General features: G+C 39.8%; 22 protein-coding genes and 1 pseudogene. 18 read left to right on the forward strand and 5 right to left on the reverse strand.

All coding sequences use genetic code 11. The annotated features are described in order from the left end of the window. The first annotated feature begins 16 nt into the window (after nt 1-16). The 16 genes from QUG14_RS23555 to QUG14_RS23630 all read left to right on the forward strand — a co-directional run bounded on the left by QUG14_RS23555 (nt 17) and on the right by QUG14_RS23630 (nt 19983). The gene (locus QUG14_RS23555; RefSeq protein WP_289342883.1) at nt 17-835 is read left to right on the forward strand and encodes a sugar phosphate isomerase/epimerase family protein; all 819 of its coding nucleotides are present in this window, start codon (nt 17-19) and stop codon (nt 833-835) included. A gap of 35 nt (nt 836-870) precedes the next feature. After that, a complete protein-coding gene (locus QUG14_RS23560) occupies nt 871-1851 on the forward strand; it encodes a Gfo/Idh/MocA family protein (RefSeq protein ID WP_289342884.1) in 981 nt (326 codons plus the stop codon). Between the two features lie 83 nt (nt 1852-1934). Continuing rightward, a complete protein-coding gene (locus tag QUG14_RS23565; protein WP_289342885.1) occupies nt 1935-2534 on the forward strand; it encodes a YesL family protein in 600 nt (199 codons plus the stop codon). Nucleotides 2535-2805: 271 nt separating this feature from the next. Continuing rightward, nucleotides 2806-4143, forward strand: coding sequence for an ABC transporter substrate-binding protein (locus QUG14_RS23570; RefSeq protein ID WP_289342887.1), 1338 nt, complete (start codon nt 2806-2808; stop codon nt 4141-4143). Nucleotides 4144-4217: 74 nt separating this feature from the next. After that, complete coding sequence (locus tag QUG14_RS23575) at nt 4218-5180, forward strand: carbohydrate ABC transporter permease (protein ID WP_289342888.1); 963 nt, start codon at nt 4218-4220, stop codon at nt 5178-5180. Beyond that, nucleotides 5177-6052: a carbohydrate ABC transporter permease gene (locus QUG14_RS23580; RefSeq protein ID WP_289342890.1), complete on the forward strand. Its 876-nt coding sequence runs from the start codon at nt 5177-5179 to the stop codon at nt 6050-6052. The genes QUG14_RS23575 and QUG14_RS23580 overlap by 4 nt, the downstream gene beginning before the upstream one ends. 42 nt (nt 6053-6094) lie before the next feature. After that, nucleotides 6095-7591, forward strand: coding sequence for an FGGY-family carbohydrate kinase (locus QUG14_RS23585; RefSeq protein WP_289342891.1), 1497 nt, complete (start codon nt 6095-6097; stop codon nt 7589-7591). A gap of 43 nt (nt 7592-7634) precedes the next feature. After that, nucleotides 7635-8555 carry a class II fructose-bisphosphate aldolase gene (locus QUG14_RS23590; protein WP_289342892.1) on the forward strand — a complete coding sequence of 307 codons (921 nt, stop codon included), beginning with the start codon at nt 7635-7637 and terminating at the stop codon, nt 8553-8555. Between the two features lie 77 nt (nt 8556-8632). Further along, nucleotides 8633-10003, forward strand: coding sequence for a protein O-GlcNAcase (locus tag QUG14_RS23595; protein ID WP_289342893.1), 1371 nt, complete (start codon nt 8633-8635; stop codon nt 10001-10003). Continuing rightward, the gene (locus QUG14_RS23600; protein ID WP_289342894.1) at nt 10000-11832 is read left to right on the forward strand and encodes an MBL fold metallo-hydrolase; all 1833 of its coding nucleotides are present in this window, start codon (nt 10000-10002) and stop codon (nt 11830-11832) included. The genes QUG14_RS23595 and QUG14_RS23600 overlap by 4 nt, the downstream gene beginning before the upstream one ends. After that, a complete protein-coding gene (locus QUG14_RS23605; protein ID WP_289342895.1) occupies nt 11825-14296 on the forward strand; it encodes an alpha-mannosidase in 2472 nt (823 codons plus the stop codon). The genes QUG14_RS23600 and QUG14_RS23605 overlap by 8 nt, the downstream gene beginning before the upstream one ends. A gap of 45 nt (nt 14297-14341) precedes the next feature. Continuing rightward, entirely contained in the window at nt 14342-15145 is an 804-nt protein-coding gene (locus QUG14_RS23610; protein WP_289342896.1) for a DeoR/GlpR family DNA-binding transcription regulator, read from the forward strand. 120 nt (nt 15146-15265) lie between these two features. Beyond that, a complete protein-coding gene (locus tag QUG14_RS23615; RefSeq protein ID WP_289342897.1) occupies nt 15266-16285 on the forward strand; it encodes a Gfo/Idh/MocA family protein in 1020 nt (339 codons plus the stop codon). Between the two features lie 17 nt (nt 16286-16302). After that, nucleotides 16303-17364, forward strand: a complete 1062-nt coding sequence (locus tag QUG14_RS23620) for a Gfo/Idh/MocA family protein (RefSeq protein WP_289342898.1) — start codon at nt 16303-16305, stop codon at nt 17362-17364. A gap of 76 nt (nt 17365-17440) precedes the next feature. Continuing rightward, entirely contained in the window at nt 17441-18208 is a 768-nt protein-coding gene (locus QUG14_RS23625) for a sugar phosphate isomerase/epimerase family protein (RefSeq protein WP_289342899.1), read from the forward strand. Then, nucleotides 18208-19983 (forward strand): glycoside hydrolase family 2 protein, encoded by a 1776-nt coding sequence (locus QUG14_RS23630; protein ID WP_289344219.1) that lies wholly within the window; start codon nt 18208-18210, stop codon nt 19981-19983. Before QUG14_RS23625 ends, QUG14_RS23630 begins: the two co-directional genes overlap by 1 nt. A gap of 170 nt (nt 19984-20153) precedes the next feature. Here QUG14_RS23630 and QUG14_RS23635 read toward each other — a convergent pair whose 3' ends face one another. The 3 genes and pseudogenes from QUG14_RS23635 to QUG14_RS23645 all read right to left on the reverse strand — a co-directional run. Then, nucleotides 20154-20957: a sugar phosphate isomerase/epimerase family protein gene (locus QUG14_RS23635; RefSeq protein ID WP_289342900.1), complete on the reverse strand. Its 804-nt coding sequence runs from the start codon at nt 20955-20957 to the stop codon at nt 20154-20156. Next, on the reverse strand, nt 20954-21721 hold the full coding sequence (locus QUG14_RS23640) for a Gfo/Idh/MocA family protein (protein WP_353961113.1): 768 nt from the start codon (nt 21719-21721) through the stop codon (nt 20954-20956). Before QUG14_RS23640 ends, QUG14_RS23635 begins: the two co-directional genes overlap by 4 nt. Further along, nucleotides 21698-22054, reverse strand: a pseudogene (locus QUG14_RS23645) (Gfo/Idh/MocA family protein); the annotation flags it as partial. The gene QUG14_RS23640 and the pseudogene QUG14_RS23645, both read right to left, overlap by 24 nt. Nucleotides 22055-22167: 113 nt before the next feature. On the opposite strand from QUG14_RS23645, the gene QUG14_RS23650 reads away from it, so the two are divergent. Together QUG14_RS23650 and QUG14_RS23655 are read left to right on the forward strand one after the other, a co-directional pair. Then, nucleotides 22168-22995 (forward strand): AraC family transcriptional regulator, encoded by an 828-nt coding sequence (locus tag QUG14_RS23650; protein ID WP_289342901.1) that lies wholly within the window; start codon nt 22168-22170, stop codon nt 22993-22995. A gap of 2 nt (nt 22996-22997) precedes the next feature. Next, complete coding sequence (locus QUG14_RS23655) at nt 22998-23120, forward strand: hypothetical protein (RefSeq protein ID WP_289342902.1); 123 nt, start codon at nt 22998-23000, stop codon at nt 23118-23120. Nucleotides 23121-23246: 126 nt separating this feature from the next. Here QUG14_RS23655 and QUG14_RS23660 read toward each other — a convergent pair whose 3' ends face one another. Both QUG14_RS23660 and melA read right to left on the reverse strand, forming a co-directional pair. Continuing rightward, nucleotides 23247-24020 carry a phytanoyl-CoA dioxygenase family protein gene (locus QUG14_RS23660; protein WP_289342904.1) on the reverse strand — a complete coding sequence of 258 codons (774 nt, stop codon included), beginning with the start codon at nt 24018-24020 and terminating at the stop codon, nt 23247-23249. A 29-nt stretch (nt 24021-24049) separates the two neighbouring features. Beyond that, complete coding sequence (gene melA / locus QUG14_RS23665) at nt 24050-25579, reverse strand: alpha-glucosidase/alpha-galactosidase (RefSeq protein ID WP_289342905.1); 1530 nt, start codon at nt 25577-25579, stop codon at nt 24050-24052. Nucleotides 25580-25657: the final 78 nt, after the last annotated feature.

Genomic DNA, 25657 nt, shown 5'->3' on the forward strand with positions numbered 1-25657 from the left:
TATAGAGGTGTTCACAATGATTATTGGCTTTCAAACTGCAAATTATTTTGCCCGTGCAACGAACTACCAATCAAGTATGGAAGCATGGGGAGAAGCTGAGCGCAAAGTAATTGAAACCTTTAGCTTAGCAGAATTCGACCGCATTTGCCATGATATTCGAGGTGCGGGGTTTCAAAATATGGAATTATGGATGGGACATGCTTTTCCTAAATTTATGACTCCTTATTTTGCAGAAGAATTAAAGAAAATTTGGCAGAGTTATGGTTTAAGCGTCTATTCATATTCTTGTTCGCTTGGCGACCCAATCCGCTATCCAAGATGGACTAGGCTGTGTTTTGAAACAGCCAAAATGCTAGGAATTGACTTAATTACAAGCGGCATTACCAAAGAGTCAGCTCCGGTCATTTATAGTCTATGTAATGAATTTGGGATCAAGGTGGGCGTTGAGAACCATCCAGAAAAGCATCCTGATGAAATCAAGGCGATTATCGGTGATTATGGAGACTTACTTGGTGCGGTTGTTGATACGGGGTGGTATGGAACACAGGACTTTTCTGCATCTGAAGCGATTTTGCAATTAAAGGATTCCTTACTTAATGTACATTTAAAAGATGTCAAAGAAGCAGGCAGGCATAATCCTGTCGCACTCGGAACGGGAATTGCCGGTATTGCTGAGTGTGTTTATGCCCTGAAGGAAATTGGCTATGATCGGACGGTATCCATTGAGCAGGAAGCGGGGGAGTATGATCCAACAGATGACTGCGCCAGTGCTCTTCAATGGATTAAGAGTTTAATAGATGAAAGCAAGCATAATTCCCATTCGGTTATGCTTTAATTACCTTTTAATCAAAAAACGATGAGGAGAATGAAATGATGGTACGGATTGCAGTAGTTGGCACTGGCTGGCAAGGCCAGGGGCATTTAAGTACGATGCAGAAAATATCTGGAATTGAAGTAGTTGGTGTTTGTGAATTAAATGAAGAAACCCTCTTAAAAGCCACAACTAAATTTGGTGTAAAGGGTTTTACTGATTATGTGAAAATGCTTGAGGAAAGTAAGCCTGACGGAGTCATTATATGTACACCACCAGAAGTGCGGGAGTTTCTTGTCCGTGAAGCAGCGGAACGGGGGATCCATTGTTTTATAGAAAAACCGCCTGCAAAAGATCTCGAGATGGCTAAAAAAGTCGATGAGATATTAGATCAATCTGGAGTCATTAACAGTGTTGGCTTTATGTACCGGTACAGTCCTGCTGTTGCCTACATAAAAGAACTTATTAAAGGCAAAAGGGTTGCGTGGGTCCGCAGTGCCATGCTTGATGGTTTAGCACTTCGTCCTAACTGGCCGCGCTGGTTTTTTAATAAAGAAATTTCAGGTGGGCCAGTATTTGATCAGGCGATTCATATCTTTGACCTCTCCCGCTATCTGCTTGGGGAAGTAGAGCGAGTAACTGGTTATCAAGGCAATCTGGTTGTTCAAAAAGGCGGAGACTTTACGGTTGAGGATAGCTTTACCCTTTTGATGAAATACCAAAATGGAATATTACAAAATCATACCCATACTTGGTCCTATCCGGATGTATTTACGCAAATAGAACTAATTTCCGATCAGCTGCATTTAACACTTGATCTTGTTAAAGGAAGTGTGACCGGTAAGGTAGAAGGGGAAGCAGTATCCTTCGAGGCCGAGGAACATGGACTATATCAGCTTGAACTGGAAGCATTCGCGAAGGCCATTGAAGAAAAAAATCCTGAATTCGTGCTAGCAACCTATAAAGACAGTATTCAATCTCTATCAGTTGCCCTCGAAGCACTGGAGGTTCTTGAGGCTGATAAAAAGGTAAATAGTTAAATAAGAACGGCGTCAGAGAATGCCGAGACTGCTAAAGGTGTTCGCAGGCATTCTCTTTGATTACATGTAAAGGAGAGAGTGATATGGGCAGAGCGCTTACTTTTTTAATGGAGTGGCTGTGGAGACTATTATATTTAAATGCAATCTGGATATTGTTTTCATTACCGGTCATTACCGTGATCCCAGCAACAGCTTCGATGTTTAGCGTACTGGACAAATGGGTTAGGGAAGATCAGCATGAGCCAGATTTTAAAGTCTATTTCCGTGAGTTTAAGAGATTATTTCTAAAAAGCTATCTGCTCGGGCTTTCCATTGTACTGATTGGCGGATTACTATTTTTAGACCTGCTGATTCTAAGAAATGCGGTTTCTGATATCTTTGTGACCATTCGCTATGGATTATTGTTGTTTAGCTTATTATTTTTAATTGCCGTGTCCTATAGTTTTCCTGTTTATCTGCGCTATCAGTACCCGTGGTATAAAACACTGTTTTTTTCTTTTATGCTAGGAATCCGTAACCCTGCTATCACATTTTTGATGTCGTGTGGCTTTTTGTTGGTTTTGTTACTGTTTATGTTTGCTACAGGTGTTGGTTTATTATTATTCGCGAGTTCAATAGCTTTAATCAGCACGATTTCTGCACATTTTATCATTAGTAGACTGCCAGAAATAGTGGTTGATTAAGAGTTTTGGCTAGTTTATGTCTATTTTAATTTAACCGCCAAAAAAATTTTATAGAATTTTCAAAAATCAATTGACATGAAAGCGCATTCATATAATAATAGTAATAAGTCCACAACATCCCACAACAAACGTCAATTAAAACACCAAGAAACGATATAATTCCATATGCCTCTGAGAAAAAATTAATGGAGGGAGAAAAGTTTACAATTACAGATCAGTAGTTTGTGAGGGTTGTGACCAAAAAAGAATAATCTATTTAGGGGGAAAATGAATGAAGACAGTAAGAAAAACATTAGTGTCGCTGTTAATTTTGGCAATAAGCTTCTCTTTAATCCTGGCTGGCTGTTCAAGCAAGGAATCCGGAGCAACAAAGTCAAGTGGAAATTCTAAAGACGGTGAAAAAGTTGTTATCGATTTCTGGACCTTTTGGGGTTCTGAAATACGCAGACCAATCATTGAAAAAATTATTGATGATTTCAATAAATCACAGGATAGAATTGAAGTAAAACATACATATCTTCCATTTGGGGATATTTGGACGAAAAACTTAGCATCAATCGCCGCCGGAAATCCAGCAGACTTAATCATTAACGATATAAACGCAGTTGGAACCCGTGCGAAAAACAATCAAATTACGAATCTTGAAAAATATTTGAAGAAGGACCCAGAAGTAAAGGACCGCTTCTTCCCAGAATTGTATAATGCTACTCAGTACAAAGGGGATACTTACGCATTGCCATTCAACACAGATACACGTCTCTTATTCTGGAATAAAGATATGTTTAAAGAAGCTGGCCTTGATCCTAATACACCACCAAAAACATGGGCAGAGTTAGAAGAAATGGGTAAAAAGCTAGATGTGAAAAAAGGAGATAAATTCGAAAGAATCGGTTATCTGCCAAACTATGGAATTGAATCAGATGTCTGGATGATGAATGCAGACGGAAAAGCCTACTGGGATTTTGATGCAAATAAACCGGTTATCAATGATGAAACAAACGTAAAAGCGTTAACATGGATTAAAAACTACTTTGACTATTACGGTGATAAAACCATTAATAATTTTAAGGCGGAATTTGGAGAGCAAACGGCAGATCCATTTGTTGCTGGTAAATTAGCAATAACTACTGATAATGCAAATTTCTTCACGAAACTAAGAGATTATGGTGAAGGAATAAACTTCGGGGTTGCCCCATTACCTGAAATGGAACCTGGAACCGGTAATACAAGCTGGGGCGGTGGATTTGTGGCTGAAATTCCTAAAGGAGCGAAACATCCTGATGAAGCATGGGAATTCCTGAAGTATTTAACTGACGTTCAAGCACAAGAATTCTGGGCAGTGAAGAACTTTGATATTGTTGCCAACAAAGAAGCAGCAGAAAAAGCTTCTGGTAGTGCAGATTTTACAGAGGAAGGCAAGTTGGTGTATTCGGCAGCAAATGAGAACATGAAACAAACTTTGCTTACGCCATTTCCAGTTGAAGCACCTGACTTTATCAATTTAATTAAACCTGAGCTTGAATTGGTTCTATTAGGGAAAAAGTCACCGAAACAAGGATTGGATGCCGCACAAAAGGCAGTAGAAGAGTTGGTTAAAAGTAACAAATAATAATAGTAAATTGTACGGGGAGTGACTTTAATTCGCTCCCTGATTGTTTAACCTTGAAAGAAGGGATGGACGAGATGGAAAGAATGATTTCAGACAAAACAGTAGTTACAAAAAAATTAAAAAAATCGAAAGTTAACGCCTCGTTACAGCGAAAAGAAGGATTGCAAGGATACCTTTTTATTGCACCTTGGATCATTGGGTTTCTGTTTTTTATGGCTGGACCACTGTTATTTTCCCTCTATGGAAGCTTTACCAATTTCAACATCACTTCAAAAATGGATTTTATCGGTCTTGATAACTTCAAAAAAATGTTTACAAATGACCCAATCATTTGGCTCTCACTGAAAAATACGCTTTATTTTGTCGTCATCTCTGTGCCGTTAACAACAGTAGGGGCTGTCCTGCTTGCTGTTCTTTTAAATCAGGGAATAAAGGGGATGCGAGTATTTCGAACCATTTTTTATTTACCGGCTGTTTTATCCGGTGTAGGCGTTTATTTGCTCTGGATGCAGCTTTTAAGTCCTTCTTCAGGATTGGTAAACACACTGCTTGGTTTTGTAGGGGTTGAAGGTCCTGCATGGCTGACAGATCCTTCCTGGACAAAGAACGCCTTAATTTTCATGAAAATGTGGAGTGTCGGCGGCGGAATGCTTTTGTACTTAGCAAGCCTTCAAGGTGTATCACCGTCCTTATATGAAGCAGCTGAGATTGACGGGGCAAGCTCGTTTAGGAAATTTTTTCATATTACATTGCCAATGATTACCCCAGTTATCTTTTTTGATCTTGTGACGAGTACAATTGGGGCCTTCCAGATATTTCAGGAAGCCTACGTAATGAGTGACAGTGGAGATGGAGGACCAGCCAATTCACTGGTATTCTTCAATCTACATATGTGGAACAAAGCGTTTGAGGTTTTCGATATGGGTTACGCAATGGCCATGTCATGGGTATTATTCATCATTATCCTTGTATTAACAGTTTTCAACCTAAAGATTGCCCCACGGTGGGTTCATTATGAAGGGGAGGATCGGAAATGAGTACAGCAGCCCAAACAAATGAAAATTATTTTAAAAGTGCGAATTTCAAGAAAAAAACTGGTAAAACCATTGTCCTAATCATTCTCATTTTAGGAAGTCTGTTAATTTTATCTCCAATCTGGTGGATGATCGCCACCTCTTTGAAGGATATGAAAGAAATCATGACCTATCCGCCAACCTTTATACCGAAAGAATGGCATTGGGAAAACTATTTAATAACACTGCAAAAAGGTCCCTTTTTGCAATATACCTTGAACACTCTGTTTATTACTTTTTTTGTTGTAATCGGAAATGTTGTGGCAAACTCGTTTATTGCTTACGGATTTGCAAAAATCCAGTTTAAAGGCCGGAATGTTTTGTTCGCATGCGTCCTTGCAACAATGATGATTCCCGGATTTGTTACACTAGTTCCGCAATATGTGATTTATGCAAAGCTGGGATGGTTAAACACCTATTTACCGTTAATTCTCCCTGCTTTCTTTGGAAGTGCCTTTAATATTTTCTTACTTAGACAGTTCTTTTTGACGATACCGAATGAACTAATTGAAGCCGCCAAAATTGATGGAGCTAATCATTTATATATATGGTGGAAAATTTTCATTCCACTGGCAAAACCGGCGATTGCCACTGTTGCCATTTTTTCATTTAATGGAGCATGGAATGATTTTCTTGGTCCACTATTATACCTAAATGATGAGTCTCTCTATACGCTGCAGTTGGGTTTGCAAATATTTAAAGGTCAAAATGATACTCAATGGAACTTTTTGATGGCAGGTTCGATTATGGTATTACTTCCGGTTATCACCATCTTCTTCTTCTTCCAGCGCTACTTTATTGAAGGAATGAACTTAACAGCTGGATCTAAGGGATAATCCGAACCTTTTGGAATTTTAAAGGAAGGAATTGTTTAATTAATGGCATTACTAGGAATTGATATTGGGACTACCCATTGTAAGGCAGGGGTATTTAAAGAAAATGGATCCGTTATTCAGATAGCTGTCCGCCCAACCATTGCCCATTATAACCGTCAAGGAGAACCGTATTATTTGCCTGAAGAAATATGGGGAAATATTACAAGTTGTTTAAAGGAAATTATGCTTTGCTGTGAGGAAGAGGTATCGGCTATCGGCATTACAAGTATGGCAGAAACTGGGCTGCTGGTGGACAAGCAAACAGGAAAACCAAGGACCCATTTCATTCCATGGTTCAGCCGATGTGCTGAAGCCGAAGCGGAGGAAATTTCCAATGAGGATATCCCTCTAAATCGCTTTCAGAAAACCGGCCTCCATAATAGTTACAAATATGGGCTTGCAAAATTAATACGGTTAAAAAGGCAGCAAACCTGCATTTTGGAAGGGGCTGTCTGGCTGTCAGCTTCGGATTTTATTGCTTATATGCTTACCGGGAATTTTGCAACAGATTATTCTCTGGCGGCAAGAACCTATGCGTTCAGGATTGATCAACAAGTATGGGATCGGGACTGGATTAGGCATTTCAATCTTCCGGACCAATTATTTCCGGAAGCATTGCCAAGCGGAACAAAAATGGGAGTAACTCTGTCGACGGGGTTGGAAGAGCTCGGAATACCTCGAGGGATACCTGTTACAGTTGCAGGTCATGACCACCTCGTAGCTGCCCTTGCCGTTGGTGCTATCACCCCTGGAAGTGTATTTGATTCTATTGGTACAGCTGAAACACTTGTAGGGGCGATAGAGAAAAAGCAGCTTACGGAAATGGAATTTGCATCAGGTATTACGTTTGGATGTCATGTCGTGAAGGACAGATTCTTTTGGATGGGAGGAATTTCAGCCTCCGGAGGTTCAATTGAATGGTTTAGAGAGCAGTTTTCTGATCAAAAAATGTCCTATGATGAAATTATGAGTCTATCAGCCAAATCATTAGAGGGGCCGTCCGGTATTTTATACTATCCATACTTATCCGGGAGTGGTTCCCCACAGCCTGACCCGTTTGCAAGAGGAGCTTTCATCGGTCTCAAGACATCTCATAAACGTGAAGATCTTTTGAAAGCGATGATGGAGGGAACTGCATTCGAACTGGAATCGATTCGCAGATCAGCTGAAAGAATGGCGGGACATCGGATTAATCAAATGATTTCTGTTGGCGGAGGGACAAAAAACCATTACTGGATGCAAATAAAATCAGACATTACAAACTGCCATTTGATCATTCCGGAAATAAATGAAGCGACCCTGCTTGGAGCCGCTATTACAGCAGGGATTTGCTCAGGTATGTATAAGAACGAAGAAGAAGCTGCAAAGGCAATTCAATTTACTAAACCTAACGAAATAGCACCTAATCAGCAGCTTCATCATGAATATAAACGCTTGTACGAAGAAGGATATATGGGGCTTCAACTACATTTGCGGAACTTTTATCAAAATTTCCGCTAACCGATTTAAATGAAAAAAAACAAATCAAAGGGGGACAAGGTTAATGGCAAAGAATAGTAATCTAGTAAATGTACTGCCGTTAAAAGAAGTATTAATAGAAGCTGAAAAAAAGGGCTATGCAATTGGTTCTTTCTCACCACGATATACTCCAATGATTCGCCCGGTTTTACGAGCTGGAGAAAAGACAAAATCTCCATTGATTGTCCAAATTTCTCAAAAAGAATTAGAACGGTATGGCATTACCCCGTTTGAATTTGGAGAAGAATTTTACAAGGCCATTGAGGAAGAAAAAATTACAGTGCCAGTTGTTCTTCATCTTGATCATACAAAGGAATTCTCCGTTATAGAGGATACGATTGAAGCAGGGTTTACTTCTGTCATGATTGATGCTTCTGAGAAAGAGCTGGATGAAAATATTGCCATCAGTAAAGAAGTGGTTAAATTTGCTCATGCAAAAGGTGTTTCTGTCGAAGCGGAACTTGGAAAAATCGGAACAACTGATTTTGTGGAAACTGACAAAGATGAAGAGCTCTATACAGACCCTGAGGAAGCACTGAAGTTTGTGAATGAGACTGGCTGTGATGCGCTGGCTGTTTCGGTCGGAACGGCACATGGTGTCTATCTAGTCAAACAGCCAAAGGTCGACGTTGACCGCTTAAGGGCAATCAGAAAATTAACCCCGGTTCATTTAGTTCTTCACGGAGGATCCGGTGTACCATCTGAAATGATTAAAGAGGCGACAAAGCTTCCGAATGGCGGTATAAGTAAAGTTAATATCGCAACCGATTTAGAACTTGCACTTCTAAACGCCCTTGGAAGAAAAGAAAGAATGACCAACGAGGAGTGCAAAGCACTTTCAAAGGAGCAGTTAGAAATTGCTCGAAATGCAGTTGAGGCAACAGTAATTGAAAAAATCCAGTACTTTCTTGGAAGCGCGGAACAGGCAGAAAGCTTTCAAGCATAAATAGGTAGGTCACTTATAAAAGCAAAGAACTGCTCTAGATATGCCGAGAAGTTTATCTTTTAAAGGAGGTTTTTCGGATGACCCAATCCCCTTTCCCTATTAGAGGGGTTATTGAAGGATTTTATGGATTATTTTACACGGCTCCCGAGCGAAATGATTTAATCTCCTTTATTGCGGATCATGGATTTAATCTATACATATATGGACCGAAAAATGACCGCCAGCATCGCGCCCGCTGGAGGGAGCCTTATCCTGATTTCATTATGGAACAGTTTGCTGAAACAGTAGCTCATTCAAGGAACATTGGAGTAGATTTCTCCTACAGTATTGGTTCTGGTGTTTCAATTAATTATGCATCGGAAGAGGATTTTCAATTAATTACTGAAAAATTTAAAGCATTTTATGAGATTGGTGTCAGAAATTTTATGATCATGCTAGATGACATAGCTGCTGAATTTCATCATGAGGAAGAGCGGCAAATGTTCGCCAGTTATGCCGAAGCACATGTTCATGTTGCGAATCGACTGATTCTTTGGTTAAAATCACTTGATAAAACGTGCAGGCTCTCTCTCTGTCCAACTGATTATCATGGTATAGCGCCATTCAGCGACTATATTCATGAACTGGGTAAAGGATTAAACAAAGAAATTGACATCTTTTATACAGGGCCTGAGATTTGTTCGAAAACAATTTCGGAACAAGATGCAGCTGACTTTGCATCGGCGGTCCAAAGAAAGCCGATTATTTGGGATAACTACCCTGTTAATGATTTAGCTATGACTAGTGAAATGCATATCGGTCCTATCAGCGGCCGCGAAGCGTCTCTTACAAAAGTGTGTAAAGGGTTTATTGTCAATACGATGAGCCAGGCAGAAGCATCTAAAATTGCTTTGCTAACATTCTCGGATTTTTTCAACCACCCGAAGGAATATGACCCGTGGACCTCATGGGATCATGCCCTGAAAACAATTGGTGGTGAGGAAAACTACGAGGCTTTACGTCTCTTTGCTGAAAATTGCCTGTATTCATGCCTCGATTATCCGGCGGCAGCATCATTGGAGCAGTTAACTTCAAAAGCCCTTTGTGCCCTTCAATCAGGTGAAAAAGCATCTGTTAGCCAAGATATTCAAAATCTGTATGATTACCTGATCGAACTAGACGAAGCGGGGTACCAACTTAAATTCAGAATGACCAATTATGCTTTGCGCAATAATCTGGTCCAATGGATAGAACTCATGGAAAGCTGGGCATGGGCAGGAAGAAGGGCGATCGACGTTTTAAGGACAATGGAAAACAATGAGGACATTCGGTCCCCTCTCAACTGGCTGCAGGAGTCGGCCAATGAAGTACGGAACCATCCAAAGCGGTATGCTGGGAACGTCCTATTCCCATTGATTGAGCACGTTGAGTCGAAAGTCTTTGAGGAAAAGGGGTCATGCATACTATGATGAAGAAAATTTCAACAAATCTTTACTTATATGAAGATACATGTAATGTATACGTGATTAAGACCGAAGAAAAGGCGGTCTTAATTGACTTTGGAGATGGAAATGTTCTTAAGCATCTTGATACAATCGGGGTTGAGAGTGTAACAGATGTTTTCATGACCCATCACCATCGGGACCAGTGCCAGGGGCTTGCTGTTGCTGTTAACGAAGGGATCCGAATCTGGGTACCACATAATGAACAAGATTTATTTCATCATATTGATGAACACTGGCTGGCTAGGGAAATTAATAACAACTACAATATGAGACAGGACCGTTTTTCACTCCTTCAATCTGTACCAGTGTATAAAACATTAAAAGATTATTCTACACATGTTATAAACGGGATCAAGTTTTCGATTATTCCCAGCCCTGGCCATTCAATCGGTTCCATTACCATAATAGCGGACATTGACGATAAGAAGACAGCGTTTACAGGTGATCTGATTTATGCCCCTGGAAAGGTTTGGTCTTTAGCGGCTACACAATGGTCGTACAACGGTGGTGAGGGTATTGCTTTAAGTGTGCTTTCGCTATTGGATTTAAAAGACCGGGAACCTGATTTGCTTCTGCCCTCTCATGGCCAAATAATGGAGGAGCCATCTTCAGCTATGGAACTCCTTATTAAGCGTTATGCAGTATTGATGGAACAAAGAAAGCAAAATCCAAGATTATTTAAATTGCGGGAAAATCCATATCAATCCATTACACCTCATTTATTGCAAAACTGCACAAGCATGTCCAATGCCTATGTTGTTTTATCGAAAAGCGGCAAAGCGCTGTTTATTGATTTTGGTTACGATTTTATTGGCGGAATCGGATCTGGGAGTGACAGGGCTTCAAGAAGACCTTGGTTATATACTCTTTCAAGGTTAAAGGAACAGTACGGAGTTGAAAAAATTGATGTTGTCATTCCAACCCATTTTCATGATGATCATGTGGCGGGAATAAACCTATTGCGGGATGTAGAAGGAACTGAGGTTTGGTGCCCTGAAAATGTGTCAGAGGTTTTAGAAAACCCTAAAAAATATGATTTGCCGTGTGTGTGGTATGATCCGATAAAAGTGGATAAACAGCTGACGTTAAACCAAATATTTAAGTGGGAAGAGTTTGAATTTATTGTTTATGAGCAGGCAGGGCATACACTATATGCGGCTGCTATTGAATTTATCGTAGATGGTAAGAAAGTTCTTGCAATTGGAGACCAATATCAAGGTGATAATGGCCAATTCAATTATGTGTATCATAACCGATTCAGAATATCGGACTACATTGACAGCGCTGAACTCTATAAGTCTGTTAAACCTGACCTTATTATTTCTGGACATTGGGATCCAATCGTTGTAACTGAGGAATTTCTTCTGCAAATTGAAGAAAAAGGGAAGGTGCTTGAACAACTACATAAAGACCTTTTGCCTTTAGGTGAACTGGATTTTGGGGCGGAAGGCTTTGGGGCGTCCATACAGCCATACCAGACAGAGGTACAGTCAGGGCAAAATTTTTCAGTAACCGTTGAAATAAAGAACCCGTTCCCAGAAGAAAACGAGATCATTGCGAAAATGATCACGCCAGACAGCTGGGAAATTAATAAGAGAGAATTCAATACAAAGCTGCCTGGCAATGAAACCGCACAATTTACAACATCCATTACAATTCCTGCAGGAACAACGGGCTACAGGGAACGAATAGCAGTGGACCTTACCGTAGGTAAGCGTCGTTTCGGACAGCATGCAGAAGCACTTGTAACAATAAAGGATCTGCCAATTTTAGGAGGTGCAAAAAATGACTGAAAAAAATATTTCGATGATGGAAAAACAACTGCCGAAAACAAAAGAAAAAACCTTACATATGATTGGAAATGCTCATCTTGACCCCGTATGGCTATGGCAATGGCAGGAGGGATTCCAGGAAACAAAAGCAACATTTAGGTCTGCGCTTGATCGGATGAAGGAGTATCCTGATTTCGTGTTCACGAATAGTTCAGCCGCTAATTATGAATGGATTGAAAACAATGAGCCTGAGATGTTTGAAGAAATCAAACAGCGTATTCAAGAAGGCCGGTGGGAAATTGTCGGCGGCTGGTGGATTCAGCCGGATTGCAATCTCCCGAGCGGGGAGTCGTTTGTACGCCAAGGTCTTTATGGTCAGCGTTATTTCCACGAGAAATTTGGGGTAACCGCAAAGGTTGGCTATAATGTTGATAGTTTTGGACATCATGGTATGCTTCCACAAATATTAAAGAAAAGCGGCATGGATTATTATATTTTTATGCGTCCAAGCCCGCAGGAAAAAGGACTTCCAGGAAGGTTGTTCTGGTGGGAATCAGATGACGGCTCACGCGTTTTAGCCTATCGAATTCCATTTGAATATTGTACATGGGGCAAGGATGTTGAAAAACATATACGTAGAAATGCAGGAGAATTAAAAGCACCATTTAATGATTTAATGACATTTTACGGTGTTGGTAACCATGGCGGTGGTCCAACGAAGGAAAATATTGAAAGCATTAAACAATTGAATGAAAATTCGTCATATCCAACGCTCGTGTTTAGCACAGTAAATAAATTTTTTGATGAACTCATGGTAAAGAATCTTCCGTTTCCAGTTGTCCATGATGACCTTCAGCACCATGCAAGCGGATGCTACTCTGTTCATTCGGGAATTAAAAAATGGAACCGTGAGGCAGAAAATGCCCTGATTAAAGCTGAGAAATTCTCGGCACTAGCGGATTGGACGACAGGACAAAAATATCCTGCTTCTGAATATAAACAGGCATGGAAAAATGTATTATTCAATCAATTCCATGACATTTTAGCAGGGACAAGTATAGAAGCAGCATATGAGGATGCCCGGGATATGCACGGAGAGGCAATGTCTATTGCTAAACGGGGTGTCAACTACGCGATTCAATCTATGTCTTGGAGAATTGATATAGAAGAAGAAAAAGGGATGAAACCGATTGTTATCTTTAATCCTCATTCGTGGAACAGTACTGTAAATGTTGAACAAGAAATAGGCGGATTAAAGCCGGAGGATATTTTAGTAGATGAAGAGGGAAATCAAGTCCCGATGCAAGTGGTTCAATCTCAGGCAACGGCTGGGGGCCGTTCACGCATCAGCTTTATTGCGAAGCTTCCTTCAATTGGATACCGAGTATATAAAATCGTTCAACGTGAAACTGGTAAAGAATTTACATCTATAAAGGCAAGTGACACTAGCTTGGAAAATCACAATTTTCGAGTTGTAATCGATCAACAAACCGGATTTGTCACGAGCATATATGATAAACAAAAGAAGCTGGAAATACTAGGAGAGCCAGCAGCAAGACCAGTCGTCATGAACGATCATAGCGACACATGGTCGCATAATGTTCTTCAGTTTAATGGCGAAGCAGGCACCTTCAAAGCAACCAGCGTAAAACTGGTGGAACATGGTCCAGTAAAATCAGTTATTCGCGTTATCAGTGAATATGGAAAATCGACACTCGTTCAAGACTTTACCATGTATAAGGAGTTAAACCAGATTGATGTCCATTGTACAATAAATTGGCAGGAACAATTTAAAGCACTAAAGATTAAGTTCCCTGTCGATCTTATCTTCAGAAAATCAACCTATGAAATTCCTTATGGGCACATTGTTAGAGAGGGCAATGGTGAAGAAGAGCCTGGACAAAACTGGATTGATACTTCTGGAACTCATCCATCAACAGGCGAATTATACGGGTTCAGCTTACTAAATGACGGCAAATACAGCTTCGATATCCATAACAAAGAAATGAGTATGACGGTCCTTCGCAGCCCGATTTATGCACATCATGACCCGCTAGTACCGGAAGAAGACCGATATTATTCATTTATTGATCAGGGAATTCAAAGATTCACTTACTCCATGCTGCCGCATGAAGGGAATTGGGAAACAGCTGGAACTGTAAAACGTGCAGCAGAATTGAACCAAAATCCAATTAGCATTATTGAAACCTATCATAAAGGTTCACTCCCACAAAAAGATTCTTTCTTGTCTGTTGATGTTGAGAATGTCATTGTAAGTGTCATAAAGCAAGCGGAGGACAATGAGGATCTTATTGTGCGTGCCTATGAAACAGCAAATGATGAAACTACGGCCATCATTTCTCTTCCTAAATGGAACCGACAAATAAAGACTAAGTTTAAGCCGTCAGAAATAAAAACATTCCGTATTCCAAAAGATTCTTCCGAACTAGTAATGGAAAATAATTTACTGGAGTGGGAAGAATAAGAAAGTCTTATGAGCACTTACTTAATAACAAGAGGAGTAAAGTACATGATTGTGTCGCAGCGCCGTAAGTTAATAAAAGAACTATTAATAAAAAATAAGAGTGTAAAGGTTTCTGACCTTGTTAATTTACTGCATGTATCAGAAGAAACAATCCGGCGGGATTTGAATCAACTTGAAAAAGAAGGTGTTGCCGAGAAAAACTACGGTGGAGCAGTCCTAATAGAGGAGGTCGAAAACCAATTTTTCATTCCTCCTGTGGATAAAAGAAAATTCCAATATTCTCGTGAGAAAGAGTTAATTGGGAAGGCAGCATCCCAATTGATAAAAGAGGGACAAACAATCATTTTTGATGCTGGATCAACAACCTGGTATGTAGGGAAAAACTTACCAGATAAAAGTAACTTGACGATTATAACCAATGCTATGAACGTTGCTGAGGAATGCAGCAAGGATGAAACAGCCTCCATCTATTTATTAGGCGGGAAACTAAGGAAGAATTCGATGAGTCTTGTTGGACCTCAGGTAGAGTCTGAATTACAAAACTACAATGCCGATTATGTGTTCCTTGGGACAGCGGGAATATCGTTAAGGCATGGGTTTACAAGCTCTGATTTGTATGATGCGGAAATGAAACGGGCGATGGTTTCTGCAGGACAAAAGATTGTTGTTGTGGCCGACCATAGCAAGCTGCATAAAGCAGGTTTAACTCCTTTTTGCCCTTTTGATCAAGCAGATATGTTTATTACCAGTGACCTTGCTGATATAGAAATCCTAAAGGAAATTGAAAAAAGAGGTGTAGAAGTAATTGTAGTACCTCTATCAGAAGATACGTTGGATAAATTGGTTTAGTAAGCTTTCTCTAGGTAGAAAGGAAGTGAGGGGATAAAGCAGCTATGTTTGTTTTTTCCCCTGACTTCTAGGAAATTAACATACTATTAAAATATTCAAAATGCAAAAGGAGGTTTTTAAATGGTAAATGTTGCTTTATTGAGTAAATGGCATGTTCATGCTGACGATTATGCACGTCAAGCAAATCAAAATCAACATCTGGAAATCAAAATCGTATGGGATGAAAATGCCGAACGTGGGAAAGAGTGGGCAAGTAAGCTCGGTGTTCCTTTTGAACAAGATTTAATGAAAGTTTTATCTAATCCGGAGATTGAGGCAGTTATTGTAGATACGCCAACAAACCTTCACAAAGAAATCATCCTGTTATCGGCAGAAAATAAAAAACATATTTTTTCTGAAAAAGTACTGGCTTTTACGGTGGAAGATTGTAAAGAGATTTTTGAGGCAGTCCAAAAAAACAAAGTAAAATTGATGGTTTCTTTGCCCCGACTAACTGAAAATTACTACTTATACGCCCAGCAGGTTATCGATGAAGGGTTATTAGGGAAGCTGACTTATATTCGCTGCCGATTAGCACACAATGGTGGTGTTCCATTTGAAGGAAATCCAAACGGATGGCTACCGAAACACTTCTTTAATAAAGAGGAATGCGGCGGGGGTGCATTTATTGACTTAGGGGCGCACCCGATATATTTAACGAATCGCCTTGCAGGACCGGTAAAAGCTGTGACAGCAAGGTTACAAAAACAATTTGGTTATGAAATAGATGATAATTCCGTCGCAATTATTGAATATGAAAACGGTGCTTTAGGAACGATTGAAACCGGATTTCTTTCAGGACGAAGCCCTTTCCAGCTGGAACTTTATGGGACTGAGGGAGCTTTATTAATAGAGGATAATAAGATTCGCTTAAATTCTAAACAGGCAGGCGAGGGTTGGAATGTCCCTGAAAGCCTGCCAGAAGCACTTCCGATGCCGTTAGAACAATGGGTAAATTCGATTATTGATGAAACCGTTCCAACCATTTCGGAAACTGATGTTCAAGGGTTAACGTTAATCAATCAGGCTGCACTGCTATCGCAGAATCAAGGCCGAAGAGTAGAAATAGCTGAAATTATGAAAGATAAACAAAGAGTATGAATCGGAGGGAAAGAAAAATGGGGAAAACATTAAGAGTAGGGATTATCGGAGCGGGCGGCATCGCAAAGCATGCACATATTCCAAACTATTTAAAATGCGGAGAAAAAGTTGAGATAGTTGCAGTAAGCGATGTTGTAAAGGAAAAGGCTGATCAATTAGCAGCAGAATTCAATATTCCCCATGCTTTTACAAGTTTTGAAGAAATGTTTCAGACTCTAAATTTGGATGCGGTCAGTATTTGTACACCAAATAAATTCCATTATCATGCCACGATAGCCGCATTAAATGCAGGATGTCATGTTCTATGTGAAAAGCCGCCAGCTATGACAGCAAAAGAAGCAGAGGAAATGGCCATCGCTGCTGATAAGGCCGGAAAAATCCTAACTTATGGATTCCATTATCGTCATGCACCACAGGTAGAAGTTTTAAAGCGCTTTATCGACGCTGGCGAACTTGGTGATATTTATGCTGCACGTGTAACGGCAATGCGTCGCAGGGGAATTCCTGGATGGGGTGTATTCACAAACAAAGAACTTCAAGGCGGAGGACCTTTAATTGATATCGGGGTCCATATGTTGGATACTGCATTATATTTAATGGGTTATCCAGAACCGGATACTGTATTTGGAGTAACCTATCAAAAACTTGGTAACCGAAAAGGAGTAGGACTCATGGGAACATGGGATTGGGAAAATTTCTCGGTTGAAGATATGGCGCGAGGAATGATCACTTTCAAAAATGGGGCTTCCATTCTATTAGAGTCTGCATTTGCTGCTAACGTCGAGAAGGCTGATGAAATGAATGTGACGTTAATGGGGGACAATGGTGGAGCAGATGTATTCCCACTAAAGATTTATCAAGAAAAACATGAATCGTTAATTGATCTCACTCCAGCATATTTACCAAAGAGAGATTATCATGAACTAGAGCTTAGTAGATTTGTAGATGCGTGTTTAGATGGTACTTCACCATTAAGTACTGCCAAACAAGGCGTCTATCTCCAACAAATCATTAACGGACTATACCAATCAGCGGCCAAAGGTGAGGCTGTAAAATTAGGTGAACATGTACAAGTTTAATTAAAAAATAATAGAAATAAGGGGTGGCAGGTATTCTTTTAAGCCGCCTCTTATTTAATAATAGGGGGAAATTCCTTTGAGTAAAATTGGCTTACAATTATTTTCTGTGTGGAAGGATGCCGAAAAAGATTTTTTAGGAACGATTCAAAAAGTGGCTGAGCTTGGATACGAGGCAATACAATTTGCGGGCTTTTATGATACTCCAGCTGACAAGCTGCAAAATGTATTAAAAGAAAATGGAATCTCTGTTGCAGGGGCACATATAGGGATCGAGAAGCTTTTAGATGATGAATTAAAGAAGAGTATTGAATACAATATTGCAATTGATAATAACTTACTTATTTGTCCTGCGCTTCCAAAGGAAATGAGACAAACAGCTGATGATTATAAGAAATCAGCAGAGACACTGAATCAAATTGGCGAAACATGTAAAAAGGCAGGTTTTACTTTTGCCTATCATAACCATGCATTTGAATTTGAACAGTTTGGAAGTGAAACGGGATTTGATCTGCTATTGGGTCACACAAACCCAAATTTAGTAAAAATGGAATTAGATTGTTATTGGGCTAGCTTCGCGGAGCATGACCCTTTAGAAATCATTCAAAAATATAAAAATCGTGTCGTGTCCCTGCATATAAAAGATATGAAAATTGTTAATGGTAAAAAAACTGGGATTGAAGTAGGGAAAGGTCAACTTGATATTGCCTCGCTTGTTAGGATGGGGAATAAAGTTGGCGTTGAGTGGTTCACGGTTGAGCAGGAGGAATTTGAACGGGATCCTTATGAAAGTCTTTCCATTAATGTAGATACGCTTAAACAATTAATGTTGGAGACAAAAATTTGATGACTAATATTATTCCTAGACCGGAATATCCAAGACCTAATTTCAATCGAAATGAGTGGTTAAATCTTAACGGCCAATGGAACTTTGAATTCGATGATCACAATATTGGTTTAAGAGAAGAGTGGTATGTAAATCATGATTATCAACAAGAAATTATTGTTCCGTATGCTTTTCAATCGAAACTAAGCGGTATTCATACAAATGAGTTCCATGATGTTGTTTGGTATGAAAGAACATTTATGATTCCGGAAAAGTGGCAGGGGAAACAAATACATCTTCACTTTGGTGCCGTTGATTATCGTGCATCTGTCTGGGTCAATGGAAAGGTTGTCGCTTCTCATGAAGGAGGACATACTTCTTTTTTTACTGATATAACAGATACTTTAATGGACGGATTAAATAAAGTTGTCGTAAGGGTAGAAGATATATCAACTGAATTGGAGCAACCGCGTGGAAAACAATACTGGGAGAAGGAATCTAAAGGGATTTTTTATACCCGAACAACCGGCATTTGGCAAACGGTTTGGTTAGAGCCAGTAAATCACTCTTACATTGAGAGAGTAAAACTAACACCCAATATCGATACAGGTGAAGTAACGGTTGAATATCTTATTCAGAACCGATCAGAAAAACAAGAGCTAGAAATAGAAATCTATTCTCAAGATTTAGTTGTTGCAAAAGAGTCTCGTAAAGTAAATCTTGATCAACGCAAGAATAAACAAGTGGTTTTGTTGAAGGATTTCGAGAGCGGTAACGGTAAACTTTGGAGCCCGGAACAGCCATTTCTTTATACGATTAAACTCTGTTTAAAAGTAGACAATGAGATTGTTGATAAAGTTGAAAGCTATTTTGGGATGAGAAAAATTTCAATTAATAACGGAAAAATTGAATTAAACAATAAGCCTTATTATATGAAACTGGTTCTAGATCAAGGATATTATCCTGATAGTCTACTAACCGCCCCAACGGATGAAGCTATAAAGAGAGATATCGAATTAACAAAAGAAATGGGCTTTAACGGAGTGAGGAAACACCAAAAGGTCGAGGAGCCTCGTTTTCTTTATTGGGCAGATCACTTAGGAATTCTTGTCTGGGGTGAAATGGCTAACTGCCATACGTTTACCGATAAAGCCATAAAACGGATTTCGTCTGAATGGCAGGATGCAATAGAACGCGATTATAATCACCCTTCTATTGTTGCTTGGGTACCTATTAATGAAAGCTGGGGTGTTCCTCTATTAAAAAGGGATCCACGTCAAGCGAATCATTTAGTAAGTATGTACTATTTAACAAAATCATTGGACCAGTCTCGTCTAGTTATTTCAAATGACGGGTGGGAACACACCGTTTCAGATGTCTTAACTATTCATGACTATGAAGGTGAGAAGGAAGTTTTAAAAGAAAGATATTCCAGGCTAGAAAATACATTACAGTTTACACCTGCAGACCGCTTTTTATTTGTCCCTAGCTTTCATTATAAGGGTGAGCCCATTATGGTTTCGGAGTTTGGCGGTATTGCCTATCAGAAAAGTGAATGGCAAGGATGGGGCTATACATCTGCCTCAAATGATCAAGATTTTATCGAGCGATATTATCTTGTTGTTTCTAGTTTGCTGGAATCACCGCTCGTTCAAGGATTCTGTTATACCCAAATTACAGATGTCGAACAGGAAATTAATGGACTTTTAACCTATGACAGAAAGCCAAAGGTTGACCTTAGCATAATTCGTGAAATCAATGAAGGTAAAAAGTTTACGTTTACTGTGAAAGACTAACCCTGAATCCAGGAGTGTTTAAGTTATATTTTACAGTTTTTAAAGATACAAAAGGGGAGCTTTCAACAATCATTAATTAAATCGAACAAAAAGGCGTGAAACCGTTTAGTTTGGTTTCCGCCTTTTTATGGAGATTATCTAATTGAGTTTACTTATTATGTGCTAATATCTCATGACGATAATGCTAGAATATGCCTTAAATAGTCGAGTGAACGCTCCACATCCTCTGTCATAGTTCGAACAGGCTGGGTGCTTTGTGGATGCCATAGTTCGAGTGCCAGCCAGCCGTTATACTTTGCAGCTGCTGCGGAATTGAGCAAGGAGACGAAATTAATATCTCCTTCAAGTAAGTCCTCAGTTGGTACATGCCCACGTTGATTACGTAAATGGAAGGCAAAGACTCGATCCGGATAGTCAGTTACCCACTCAATGGGATTGCAGCCAGCAACATGTGCCCAGCCAGTATCTATACATAGTCCAACAAGCGGATCTGCATATTGGATGACCGATCTTAAGTCACCTCTGGCATTGTGATTGTCTGCCGCATGGTTATGCAGACAAACCTTTAAACCTAGGGAGGCAACAAGTTCGGATATACGAGATAGGTTTTCACCCTGCTGTTTGAAATGATCCTCCGACTTAGAAACTGGATTTTTCCAACTGATAGGGTCAGCATTTATTAGTAAATCGGTGCCGTCTGCTGCTGCCAAGCGTTCAGCAAATGGTAACACTGTTTGCACCACTCCAAGACCGTTGAATGGTATATGTAAAGGGAGACCGATATAAGAGGCCGATACGGCCAGCCCAAAGGAACGTGCCAATTTTAGTTTTTCAGTATCAGCATCAATCTCGACAGCGTCCAGACCTGCTTCTGCACAAGCGTGGAATAAATCTTCCCACTGAGGTTTTTTGCCATCCATTTTCCAGCGTTCTGTCCAGCCGTACATATTTGAAGAAAATCCTTTTATGTTCAAAGTGTTACTCCTTTCTGCACCATTTCTATCAGTTGTTTTTGTCCGGTTTCTGCAGTTGTATATATGGATGTTAGGCAACGAAAATTATTCAGTGCTTGTTGATTAACGTTAGCATGTGATTCAAGGCCTTTCACTTTTCGATAAAAGTGATGGAGTGGATTGTCGAAAATCGTGTACTCACTTCTCGGTCCTGTTTCTATCTGTTCCTCTATAATTTGACCGTGCTTATCGTAACGAAGGAAGACAGGCTGCCTAGAATCAAATGGTGTCCACCTAAGTGAACCAAGTGTACCCTCGATTTCTGCCCTTACATAACTTTCTCCGTGTGCACATGAAGCACGCTCGTAATGGACATGAATTGGATGGTTACCACTGCTGAAAGTCATGAAGGCGCCGACATGTGTTTCAACATCGAAGGGTGTATCCAAGGGATCAATTTCAGTTTGGGGCTTTGCCGTCCATGCAGTATGGATTTCAATGGAGTTTGGATTGAGTATGTCATTCAATGTGGCAAAGTCATAAGGTCCCCAATCCATTAATACACCTCCACCGCTTAGTTTTGAATCTAAAAACCAGCGGCTTGCAGGCTGATATTCGATTCCTGAACGGCTTCGTTCCCATTTGTTTACAAACGTAACATGATAGATTTCACCTAGTGATCCGGACTTGATTACTTTCTTTAATGCCTCCATGTGAGGCATGCCTATAAAACGTACACTGCAGCATCCCAATAATCGGTTATGCTTTTCTGCAAGCTGGACCATTTCTTGAGCTTGAGAACCATTCATCGCAAGTGGTTTTTCACAAAGGACATGGCGGCCAGACTCAATTGAAAGTCTCGTAGGATCAAAATGTGCCATCGGCGGCGTACTGATAATTACTATATCATCGTTCTGTGCTGTCTCGGAGTTCAGCATTTCTTCCACATTTGTAAAGCCAATTGTCTCAGGAAATTGGCTGCAAAATGCTTCTAGTGCAGCAGGATTTGTATCAGCAGCTCGCAATTCAATCGGTTCTGAAAGTTTTTTTGCCGCTTCCGCGTGTGTCCGACCAATTACGCCGGCGCCAATTATATAAAGTCTCAAATTATTCACCTCAGTTAAATATTTATGGTTTTACTCTACCATATCGAAAAAATTAAGTTCTCCTCCAATTAAGCTGATAACTTATCATTTTGTTCAAAGAAAAGATTGTTTAGGAGTTGTGAAAAATGTATGTAGAACACTTACGTTTACAGAGATCGTTTGCGTTTTGCCGTGTATGGGGGTCACATGAGGAGCATGATTTGCATGTCCATGATAGTTTAGAAATAGGGGTAGTTCTTAATAATGAGCTAGAATATAGGTTCAACGAACACACCTACCTCGGGAAGCCGGGGGATGTGTTTTTATGTCGTCCATTCGAGCCGCACTGGAGTTTTGCTCAGTCTGAACAACCGTTCGAATGCATTCTCATCCTGTTCACACCGTCTGCTGTACGGAATATCCCTAATGGAATTCAGCTTCTGAAGCCTTTCTATACTGCACAAGGAATTCAGCCCATTATCCCGTCTAACACCATTTTCGCAAGAGCAATAAGGCAGGCTGCTGTATCTGCGATGGAAGATCAAGAAAAGGAAGAAGATCTTTGGGTGACCCGTCAATATATGCATTTAATCAATATTTTACTACATGTAAATCAGTTTGCTAAAGAATCTCAGTCTGCTGATAATTTGGAATTACCATCTTCTGAAATTGTCGAAATTGTGGGGTACATGCTTGAAAATTATCAGAAGCCAATAAATATTGAAACATTATACTGGCAGGCAGAAATGGGGAGAACAATGTTTTTTAATGAGTTCCGCAGGTTGACTGGACTTAGTCCAAATGAATTTCTTAACTTCCTGCGCCTACAAAGCGCAATGGACCTCCTTCGTTCAACGAACAAGAGTATCATTGACCTTGCCTATGCAAGCGGATTTCAGTCCTTAAGTACCTTCAACAAACAATTTAAAAGGTTTACGGGGCGATCCCCTCGCGAGTACCGACAGATGGTGTAGCTATGTTTGACAACGGTACCCTTGTATCAAGTACAGTTACAATGAATGAAGCATTGGCAAAAACAGTTCTGTTGGGAAATCCTTTCGAGGATAATGGATCCTCTGCCTTTGCCTATTGCAAATAAAATTATTTCTCTATCAAAATACAACTAGGGCTCAGTCTGACTGGAAACTGAGCCTGATAATACACTTTTATTTATTCATTATTTATTAACATTTTTGTATTCAAATGTTCCTATAATATTTGGAAATTAACCAATCGTATACTTCGGTGTCACCTTATCAAAATGAGGATTTTCACCACTGACCATTAACCCCATTCCCCAATCAAAATGTGTATCCTCTACAGGGAAATCCGATGCATTACGATATTGAAATAAAACATTTCTGCGATTTCGTTCACTCTTGTTTACATCAGAACCATGAATCGTTAAATAATTGAAAAATAATACATCTCCAGGTTCAGCTAGACAAGGAGTTCCACTAGAAATAGGATATTCCTTGTGATTCAAATAGTGTCTCCCTACATGTGAAAGGACTCCTTGTTTGTGTGACTGAGGGATGACACGCAGACAGCCGTTTTCTTCATTGCTTTCGTCTAAGTGGACACTTGCTGCCAACATGCTGTGTTTTTCATGAGGAAAGTAAGGGTAATCTTGATGCATCGGGAAAGCAGCACCTTTTTCAGGTGGCTTGACTAGCATTTTTGAATGATGAAGTTGTACATTTGGCCCTATTAATTTTTTCAATATAGATACCATATTTGCATGAGCTAGCGCATTTAAGAAGACAGAGTCATGATAATGAACGTTATGAAATCCCTTCAAAACGAGTCTTCTTAGTTGTTCCTTTGGCAAATAATCACCGTCCCATGCGGCATTCTCATCCCTTTTTGCTTCAGCAGCTCGTCGAATGATATTGTCTATACTTTCTCGCATCGCTTCGACTTCTTGCAAATTAAACACGCCTTTAACTAATAAATACCCTTCTTCATTGTAAAATTCCACATCATCTTTTTGGATCATTTTTTCCTACCTCCCTAATTCTTAATAGATTAATCATTAAATCCTGCAAAATGACGCCCACCTGCAGAAGGACGTTCCTTCGCTTTGTCAGATTCACCAGCATTCTTATTTGCAATTTCACGGTTTTTAGCCATTTCTTCTACAGTTTTGACTTTGAGACGAGCAGCACCTATATTGTTCTTAGCTTGAATCAATTTTCCGGATGCGATTCTCTTTTTTGCTTGTTCGATTGCATTCCGATACTGTGGTAACCATTGTTCCTGTGCCACTAGCATCTCATCTACAAGCTGATCAATTTCTTTCAGATTACACACTGCTCCTACTAATGGATCCATCATCATCGCTTGACGTAAGAGATTATCGTCTCCATGAACTGCAGCTTCCACTGAAAGGTGTTGAACTGTGATACTAGCATTACAAACTGCCGCACAGCCTAGTGGCAACTCTCCTACAAGCGGAATACTAATACCATTTCGATCAACATATCCAGGTGCCTCGATAATGGTGTCATCTGGAAGATTCGAAATAATCCCATTGTTAACAACATTAAAGTGTCCTCGGTATACTCTTCCTGTTTCTAGGGCTTCTATTATATAGGATCCGTGTTCCTCACCACGATTTTCCTCTTTATATTTGCGAACAGGTTCTTTTATCCAGTTTGGAAAATCAATCTCAAACCAATTTCTACCTTCCCTACAAACTCTTAAATAACCACCAGTCTCACCATTTATCCAGCTTCCAAGATCAATCCAATCGTTAATTTCATCTGGACGCTTTCGATACCATGGGACATATTCACTCAAATGACCATTTGATTCAGTGCTGTAATAGCCAAAACGTCTAAGCATATCAATGCGTACCTTTTCCGTTTTACTAAACTCCGGGTGATTTTCAAATGCATGGAGAAGCTTGGCTGTCATATCTTCACCATTGTACTTTACTTGGATATACCAAGTTTGATGGTTGATACCAGCACAAATAATATCAACTTCATGTTTCTCCAGACCAAGCACTTCAGCTATTTGTCGGTGTCCCCCTTGCACACCATGACAAAGTCCAATCGTCTTCACACCACCATATTTATTACAAGCCCATGTAATCATTGCCATCGGATTCGCATAATTGAGTAACAAACATTCACGGTCTGCGACTTCACGAATATCTTTACAGATATTAAGCATTTCAGCTATTCCACGCTGTCCGTACATAATTCCACCAGCACAAAGTGTATCTCCTACACATTGGTCTATACCATATTTTAAGGGAATGTCGATATCATATTGAAATGCCTCTAATCCACCCACTCGTACCACCGAAAATATATATTTTGCATTTTTAAATGCTTCTCTGCGATTGACTGTCGATTGAATTTTTATATTTAGGTTGTTTTCATCAATATCTCTTTGACATAGCTTTGTAACCATATCCAAGTTTTTTGGGTTAATATCAGTAAATGCTACCTCTATATTATGGAATTCTGAGACAGACAAAATATCCCTTAATAACCCTCTTGTAAATCCAATACTACCTGCTCCTATAAAAGCAATCTTAAATGTCAATGAGTCACTCCCCTTTGCAGATATTGGTAAACTACCATTTTTATCTTACCAAGCACCACAGAGAAAGCGTTATCAATA

The organism is Neobacillus sp. CF12, from assembly GCF_030348765.1.
Classification (GTDB): Bacteria; Bacillota; Bacilli; order Bacillales; family Cytobacillaceae; genus Neobacillus.